8 protein-coding genes are annotated in these 8705 nt (G+C 48.7%); 5 read left to right on the top strand and 3 right to left on the bottom strand.

Translation table 11 applies throughout. The features are described from left to right. Nucleotides 1-247: 247 nt before the first annotated feature. Nucleotides 248-460: a DUF6722 family protein gene (locus RDN79_RS18670; protein ID WP_298547190.1), complete on the bottom strand. Its 213-nt coding sequence runs from the start codon at nt 458-460 to the stop codon at nt 248-250. Between the two features lie 141 nt (nt 461-601). Here RDN79_RS18670 and RDN79_RS18675 point away from each other — a divergent pair, with 141 nt between their 5' ends. The 5 genes from RDN79_RS18675 to RDN79_RS18695 are packed head-to-tail and all read left to right on the top strand — an operon-like array spanning nt 602 to nt 4466. After that, the gene (locus RDN79_RS18675; RefSeq protein WP_298547187.1) at nt 602-901 is read left to right on the top strand and encodes an STAS domain-containing protein; all 300 of its coding nucleotides are present in this window, start codon (nt 602-604) and stop codon (nt 899-901) included. 21 nt (nt 902-922) lie between these two features. Next, complete coding sequence (locus RDN79_RS18680; protein ID WP_298547184.1) at nt 923-1333, top strand: ATP-binding protein; 411 nt, start codon at nt 923-925, stop codon at nt 1331-1333. A gap of 1 nt (nt 1334) precedes the next feature. Continuing rightward, nucleotides 1335-2456 carry a sensor histidine kinase gene (locus tag RDN79_RS18685; RefSeq protein WP_298547181.1) on the top strand — a complete coding sequence of 374 codons (1122 nt, stop codon included), beginning with the start codon at nt 1335-1337 and terminating at the stop codon, nt 2454-2456. Further along, nucleotides 2449-3282: a sensor histidine kinase gene (locus tag RDN79_RS18690; protein WP_298547179.1), complete on the top strand. Its 834-nt coding sequence runs from the start codon at nt 2449-2451 to the stop codon at nt 3280-3282. Before RDN79_RS18685 ends, RDN79_RS18690 begins: the two co-directional genes overlap by 8 nt. A 20-nt stretch (nt 3283-3302) precedes the next feature. Continuing rightward, nucleotides 3303-4466, top strand: a complete 1164-nt coding sequence (locus tag RDN79_RS18695; RefSeq protein WP_298547176.1) for a PP2C family protein-serine/threonine phosphatase — start codon at nt 3303-3305, stop codon at nt 4464-4466. Nucleotides 4467-4568: 102 nt separating this feature from the next. Here the strand turns inward: RDN79_RS18695 and RDN79_RS18700 are convergent, their stop codons facing one another. Further along, nucleotides 4569-5399, bottom strand: coding sequence for a hypothetical protein (locus tag RDN79_RS18700; protein WP_298547174.1), 831 nt, complete (start codon nt 5397-5399; stop codon nt 4569-4571). Between the two features lie 33 nt (nt 5400-5432). Next, nucleotides 5433-8345, bottom strand: a complete 2913-nt coding sequence (locus RDN79_RS18705; RefSeq protein WP_298547172.1) for an ATP-binding cassette domain-containing protein — start codon at nt 8343-8345, stop codon at nt 5433-5435. Nucleotides 8346-8705 lie beyond the last annotated feature (360 nt).

Below are 8705 nucleotides of genomic sequence, written 5' to 3' on the forward strand. Positions count from 1 at the left end.
CGTAAACTTGGGTAAGATTTTATAGATATTGTTTGGAGAGGACTTAGAATTCACCTCCTTCTTTTTAATTATTTTTTCTTCCTTTTATAATTCCGAATCAAAAGTACAATAGCAAGGCCAGAGTTTCATCATACTTTTTCATCTTCTTTATGTTCAATCCGATACTTATAGATAAGAAGTGCAATCAAGCCAATCGTACTACCTATAGCCAAACTTCCAAATAAAACTACTGCTGGTTCCATATTCTTTACTTTTTATGTTTTAAATCATAAATAACAAATCCAGTGGCTACAAACATAACAGTAGACCAAACTCCTACAAACAATACAAATCCTTTACTTTCCGCCATATCCAACAGCGTACTTAGCACTACACCCGCAAAGACAAGCTTTGCAATATCAACAAAGAAATCGCCTAACTTCTCATTGATCTGAATTACTTCATTTGTTACTCTTTTCATAGCTAACAACTATTTTGATTACTACACCCGCAAAGATAAATGAAATATTCGTACCGATAACACAAATCGTTACAAATAACTTGCTCACGTAAAGGATAATCTATACTTTTGCTCGAACGTAAATCAGAATAAGAACAAATCATGAAGATAACAATAGAAAACGGAAAAGAGACTGTCATCAGCCTTTCCGGACAATTAGATACGTTAACTTCCGTCGATCTTGAAAAAGAGATCGCTCCCATCCTGCAGGGGGAAGCGCAAACGGTAGTGCTCAACGGTGCGGAACTGACCTACATCAGCAGTGCCGGACTCCGCCTGCTCCTTACGCTGCAAAAAGGGATGAAGAGCAAAGGAGGAGCCTTCCGGTTGAAGAACATCCGGAATGAGATCATGGAAATCCTGAACATCACCGGGTTCTCCCATATCCTCACGATCGAATAACAAGCGTCCTTATTCCGGCAGATGGCAAATACGCTACATATCAAGAACGAACTGGAACAGTTAACCCGCCTCTACGAGTTTCTGGACCGGCAAGCCGGCATTTACGGACTGGAAGAACTACAGTCGATGCAGATCAAACTGGCACTTGAAGAAGCCGTGACCAATGTCATCCTGTACGCCTATCCGGACAAGAAAGACCAGGACATCCGTATCGACATGAGCTGCGAGAACAAACGGCTGACAATCGTCATAACCGACACCGGCATCGCTTTCAACCCGCTTGAAAGGCAGGAGCCGGATCTGACGCTTTCGCTGGAAGAGCGCCCTATCGGCGGACTTGGGATCTATCTGGTCAAACAACTAATGACGGGAGTCACCTACAGTCATTCAGACGGAAAAAATATACTCACCATGACAAAAGACATTCATTGATATGGCAGACTTCGACATCAAGGATATTGCAGCACTCAAAATAAAGCGGCAGGTTATAGAGAAGATCATATTAGCCGACTGGATCCTGATCATCCTGTCGATGTATTACGACTGGGGAGGATGGATCGCCTCCTTGATCGTCGCCCAATGCGTCCTCTATATTTACAAAGGGAGGTTACACAAACAGCTGAAACAAAAAGAATACCTGGCAAAGGTTGTGGAGGAGCGGACAATCGAACTCCGCATCCAGCGCGACCAGGTGCTGACCGAATCCAAGAAACTCTCGGAAGCCCTCGACGCCCTGGCCAAAGCGCAGGACGAACTGGTCCGCAAGGAGAAGCTGGCGACAGTCGGACAATTGACGCAGGGACTGGTCGACCGCATCCTGAACCCGATCAACTACATCAACAACTTCGCCGGCCTTTCCGTCAACCTGATCAATGACCTGAAGGAGAACATCACCGACGAACAGGCGATCATGTCAAAAGAGAACTACGCCGACAGCATCGAGATCCTCGATATGATCAACAGCAACCTGCAGAAGATAAACGAACACGGCTGCAACACCGTCCGGATCGTCAAAGCGATGGAAGAACTGTTGAAAGACCGTCACGGCGACGTCACTCCGACGGACATCGGCAACCTCTGCAAGGTGAACGTGGACGTGATCCGCAAGCAGTTCAAAGAAGATATCGAGAACAAGCAAATACAGATCGAACTCGACTGCCCGGAAGAGCCCGCAACCGCAGAGATCAACATCGAGCAGATGAACAAAGTGATGCTCAGCCTGCTCAAGAACAGCGTCTACGCATTGCTGAAGAAACTGCAGAAAGAGGACTTCACCCCGGTCATCAACATACACGTGGAAAAGAGACTGAACGGGACGATCTTCCTCAGCATCCGCGACAACGGCATCGGCATCGAGGACAACATCAAAGCCAAGATATTCGAACCGTTCTTCACCACGAAGCCCACTGCCGAGGCAGCGGGTGTCGGCTTGTACCTCTGCCGCGAGGTGATCCTGAACCACCAAGGCTCCATCATCGTGAAGAGCGAGAAGGACCACTTTACCGAGTTTATGATTACGATTCCTATTTATCAAAAAAGCAACAACAATGAATGAAGACAGTATGAAAGAGTTAGAACGTCTGAGAAAACAGATCGGCCAGCAGGAAAAGATGGCTTCACTCGGACTGTTGAGCGCCGGTATCGCACATGAGATACAGAACCCGCTCAACTTCGTAATCAACTTCAGCAAACTATCATGCAAGTTGCTGCAAGATATGGAAGACGTACTGGACGAACTGGAAAGCAAGCTCCCAGCCGATGCGGACGAGGAGATCCGGGAAATCATGGAAGACCTGAAAGGCAACATGAGCAAGATAGAAGAAAACGGGAACCGCGCGTCGAGCATCGTCCGGGGCATCCTGCTCTATTCCCGCGGCAAGGACGACGAATACATACCGACCGACCTCTGCCGGCTGACAAAAGAATATGTATGGCTTTCCTACCATGCCGTCCGTGCCAATAACAAGAGCTTCAATGTTACGATACTGGAAGAATACGACGAGACGCTCCCGCAGGTCAAAGTGATCCCGCAGGACTTCAGCCGCGCCGTCCTCAACCTGATGAATAATGCCTGCTATGCCGTCTTCAGCAAGTCCAAAGGCATCACCGAAAGTCCTTACCAACCGACAATCAAAGTCAGCCTGAAAAAGGACGGCGACCGGGTACGGCTGATTATCGAAGACAATGGCTCAGGGATCACGAAGGAGGTCAAAGAAAAACTTTATACGCCGTTCTTCACTACCAAGCCGGTCGGTGAAGGGACCGGCCTCGGCCTCTCTATCACCAAATCGATTATCGAACAAAAACATAACGGAACGATCGAGATGGAATCCGAACCGAACGAGTTCACCCGGTTCACCATCACCATTCCGATTCAATAAATAAGAGAAACAACGCTACTATGGCTATAAAAATATTAAGTGTAGACGACGAACTGGACCTGGAAATACTGCTGACCCAATATTTCCGGCGCAAGATAAAGAAAGGCGAATACGAATTCCATTTCGCCCACAACGGGCTGGAAGCGCTCCAGATGATGCTTGCCATGCCGGACTTCGATGTGATCCTGAGCGACATCAACATGCCGGAGATGGACGGTCTCACGCTGCTCACGAAGATCAACGAGATGCGTAACCCGGCGCTGAAATGCATCATGGTATCGGCCTACGGCGATATGGAGAATATCCGCAGCGCCATGAACCAAGGGGCTTTCGACTTCACAACCAAGCCGATCAACCTCGAAGACCTCGAACGTACCATCGAAAAGGCGGCCGAGCAGATCGCTTTCATCAAGCAGGCGCAAAAGGAACACACGCAGTTGGAATCCATCCAGAACGACCTGCACGTCGCCCAGGAAATCCAGCAGACGATCCTGCCCAAGACATTCCCTCCGTTTCCGGAGCTGAAATCGTTCGACCTGTACGCCTATATGAGTGCAGCCAAATATGTAGGAGGAGATTTTTATGATTTCTTCCGCATCGACCAGGACCGCCTGGGCTTCGTCATTGCCGACGTGTCGGGCAAGGGGGTTCCCGCCGCCATCTTCATGGCGATCAGCCGGACTGTGATACGTGCCATCGCGCTGACCGAGAATTCGGCATCCATGTGCATGCAACGTTCCAATAACATTCTCTGCCAGGAAAGCGTAAACGATATGTTCGTAACCGTATTTTATGGTATTCTGAATATACATACAGGCGTTGTCACTTATTGCAATGCCGGCCACAATCCTCCTATCCTGATGAAAAAAGACGGTTCCGTTTCCAAAGTCCCGCCCACAGGCGATTTAATATTGGGAGCAATCAACGATGCCGGCTACCACGAAAAGGAATTGAAGCTGTCGCCGGGCGATAACCTTTTCCTCTATACCGACGGGGTAACGGAGGCGATGAACACGAAGCATGAACTGTACAGCGAACAACGGTTGCTCGAAAACTGTCGGACGCTCGCCGGAAAGGACCCGAAAGAGGTGGTGGAAAAGATAACCGAGACGGTGGGCGAGTTTGTTGTCGGTGCAGTCCAATCAGACGATATTACGTTGCTTTCAATCTGCTATAAAGGGTGATAAAGGCGAGTTGTGCAATCGCAAGTTGATCATCCCCCTAAAATAAGTAGCCCGGCCTCCAATAGGAAGTCGGGCTACTTATTATATTAATGTATAGGAAACTTACTTCAACAAAGCATCGCGGATACCCATGATCTCGGCATTTGCAGCACGAGCGCCCTGGATAGAAGCAACCTTTTCTTTCAGCGGAGCAATCGTTTCGCCTAACTGTTTCAGGTCAGGATAGTAAGCAGCCAAATCGGCAACCACTTCTTCCAACATGCTGACACGTTTTTCCATATTTGCAGAAAGTCCGGCAGAAGTAGCATCGCCCTCTACAACCAATGTAGGATTGGCAACCAGGCAAGCATATTCGGCAGAAGCAGCGCCTAACATTTCAACTTCGGCATCTATTTTGTTTTCGGCAGCCATCTTTTCGATGATCTTGTCTTCCTGTGCGTTCAGGAAAGCTTGCAATTGTTCTTTAGTCGCATCTTTCGGAGCCTGTTCTTTCAGGATATCCAAAACAAACGACACATTCAGGTCTGTGGCCAACTTGGCAATTACGCCTTCCACTTCGGCTGTCGGCTTACCGATCGCCTTCAGGACGTTATAATCAGCCATGTACATACCCAATGCACGGGCCTTCTGCGTCGGAGTGCTCAATTCGGCAGCCTTACCAACCGGCACCATATACTTGATATCACCCACATTTACTTTCACTTCACCAGTCGAAAGACGGTAAGGAATATCAGAATCCGGCATGTCCTTCAACAATTGAATTGTCTCTTGTTTCAACTCCTCGGTCAACAGGTCTTTCGGAGCCTTACCTGCTATAACAGCGGCTTCTTCAGTCTTTTCGGCTTCTTCGCTTGTTTTCTTGGCTCCGTTGCAGGAAGTCATTCCAAACACTAATGCTGCTACGGCGAGCATGCTTAATACACTCTTTTTCATATTGTATAATTTAATAATTTATTATTTCGGACCTCAAAATTCGTCCCGTTTCAGGAAATGTCCCGGAAACTCTGCGAATATAGCGATAATCGCTAATAATGCAAAGAAACCTATAACCAATAAATTAAATTTATAAGTAGAAATATGATATCCGGCCCAATTTTTCTCATGACTGTAGAAAGCGGCACGTCCGAGACGGTTGTCGGGCTCCACATAGACCTGCCCGACCGCCGGGTAGATACGATGGTTTGCTTCTTTATACAGATGGCGTCCTCCGGTCCCCATAACCAGGTCTTCGATCGCCGTATTATGATGGGCTTTCTTCATCTTCGCCAGTTGTTCGGCTCCCTCTTTCCGGCCGCGTTCCTGCTGGATCTGGTCGAGATAGGCTGTGAAGTTGTGCGCCCGTTCGTGCAGGGCGGCATCCACCTTGTCCAGATATGCCAGGTAACCCTCTCCTTCCGTGCGGGGAGCGATACGGGCGGCACGGCTCAATACGGCCAGCTCGTTCTCGACCGTTTGCCGCTTATCGGGATCGTCTTTTACCGCAATCTGCTCTGCCAGGCTGCGCACTTCCGGCGAATGAACGTTCTCGTAATATTGCGCCAGATACTTTTCTTTCTCGATCGGAAAATAAGGACGATTGTAAGCGTTATCGCGGAACTGTTCCACCATCAACGCCTCGAAAGCCCAGCGCGAAGGGATCAGCTCGCCGATCAGCGGCACGATGTTCTCGTTCGAAGCCCGCGTATTGAGGTCGTCAAACTTGATGACCAGGCCGCAAAGCAAGATCTGGGGAATCAGCAGAAGCGGGATCGTGATATAGATCGCGACAACCGAGCTCATCGTCTGCGAAAGGATCAGCCCGGTCAGGTTCGCCAGGAACGACGTAGCCCACAGGATGCTCCACCACGTGCCGAACATCTCGCTCCCCACCCCGATAATGGCATTCCCCACCCCGATGAACAGAAGTGATTGCAATCCCGACACAGCCAACAGATACACCATCTTGGACGTCAGGTAACTGCTCCGGCTCAACCGGAGAAAATGTTCGCGCTTCAGGATCGTCCGATCCTTTATAATCTCCTCGGCACTGATGCTCAAGCCCATGAAGGTGACAACGATGACCGACATGAAGATATAAGAGACAAAATTCTTGTTCGCAAGCAACGTATATTCATCCCCGTCCATATAGCGGGTCAGAAGGGCGACGATCAGCGCAAGCAAAGGGGCTTCCAGTAGCGTGATAGCCAAATATTGCTTGTTCGTCAGTTTCGTGCGTATATTTCTTTCCAGGAAGATCAGGAATTGTTTGAACCAGGAAGGTTTCTTCTGCAAGTTCTCCGGCAACACCACCTCCTCGGCCGGCGAAAAAGCGGGACGGGAAGCAAGGTACTCGGCATGCCATTCCTCCGGTGTGAACTTCCGGATATTCGTCTGGTTACCGGAGTCGTCGATCTTCTTGGAGTCGATGATATTCAAAATCAATTCGGGATTCACATTACCACAGACGCTGCACACGCTGATATCCGGATCGGTATATTTGGCCGCCTGCTTGAAATAGGTGATCGCCTCTATCGGGTTCCCGTCATAGATCGGATAGCCTCCCCGGTCAAGCAGCCACAGACGGTCGAACAACTTATAGATCTCGGACGAAGGCTGGTGTATGTTCACCACCACCAATTTCCCCCGATGAGTCTGTTCCTTCAGGAGCATGATTACCTTTTCGGAATCGGACGACGACAATCCCGACGTCGGTTCGTCGAGATACAGGATAGCCGGTTCGCGTATCAGTTCGAGAGCGATATTCAGTCGCTTCCGCTGGCCTCCGCTGATCGTCTTACGGATAGGGGAACCGACTTCGAGGTCTTTTATCTCTTCCAGGTCCAATTCCTTCAATACCTTTTCCACGCGCCGCCCGATCTCCTCGTCTGTCAGACACGCGAAACAGAGCCGTGCCGTGTACAAAAGGTTCTGGTAAACGGTCAACTCCTCGATCAGCAAATCATCCTGCGGGACAAAACCGATCAACTGGCGTGCCTCCGGAGAGTCGAGCAGATGACCGTTCACGGTGATCATCCCCTTGTCGGGACGGATATTGCCGTTCATGATTCCCAACAAAGTCGACTTCCCGACCCCGCTACCGCCCATTATGGCGACAAGCTGTCCGGATTCGAGGTTGAAAGAGAAGTTATGCAGCCCGTTATGGCTGTTCTTAAACGTAAACTCAATATCACGTCCGGCCAGACGAATGACCTCCTTGTGTTCGTTCTTATTAAAAACGGCCAGCAGGTTGCTGTAGTAGACCGGCAGGAACAAAGGCCCTTTCAGCACACTGCTATGCTGCCAGGCATAAAACATATCCGCCGAAAGCGGAATATCGTTCATAAAGACCTGTCCGCTCCCGTGATAGGTGAAAATATGCTTGTCGAAGCGGCGGATGTAAAGCACACGGATGAACCCCTCCATCCCTTTCCGCGTGATATGGTTGGCCTCCGCCGCCTCCTCTCCGCTGATCGTCAGCAAAGACAAAGAAGGTTTTCCTGTGATAAAGGCAAGCGCATCGTCAAATTCTTCCTGGGGAATCGAAAAGATATCGGCCACCAGGCGGAACAGATCCAGATGTTGATCCGCCTCCCCGCTGTTCGTACAGGCAAACTCCACGAAACGAATCAACAAAAGCAACTGTTCTTCGGCCCTCAACTTTACTTTCATCTGTTCGCAGATATTCCGGACAATCTGCTCTTTGTCGAGCACAAAGAGCGAATCGTCATACATATCGCGCAACGCATTGTAAAGTTCAATATATTCTTTGTGGGAACGTACCCCGAAGTGGCTGGAGAGATAGGAATGAACGGCACGACTTGCCTGCTCCCTTTCAATCCGCACGGAGGAAGCGAAAATAGCAAATAGATTTAATAAACCGTTTAATATGGTCTCATTCATTTATTTTGTCAGTGTAAGATGAATTGCTTGCAAAGATAGTAAAGATTCGAAGGAATATTTCATTGTTTTGCATCTAAACTATTACTTTCTTGCGTCCGAAAGGTTAGGTCAACCAACATGTTTCATTAAAAAAGATGCTTTCCCGTCATAAAAAGAATCGTTATTCGTTTGGAAAAAGATAGGGACTCTTTCCGGAAAAAGTATGCACCTTTTCACCGATAGATCGATAGTTTACATGAAGCATGTAAACCCGCGAGAAATACGGAAAAAGCCATAAAAAAAGCAGTTGCCTAAAAAGATAACTGCTAATTTTGTGAGCCGAAAGCCGGACTTGAACCGGCGACCTACGCATTACGAATG

Origin of the sequence: uncultured Parabacteroides sp., assembly GCF_902493135.1 — a bacterium.
In the GTDB taxonomy this organism is placed as follows: Bacteria; Bacteroidota; Bacteroidia; order Bacteroidales; family Tannerellaceae; genus Parabacteroides.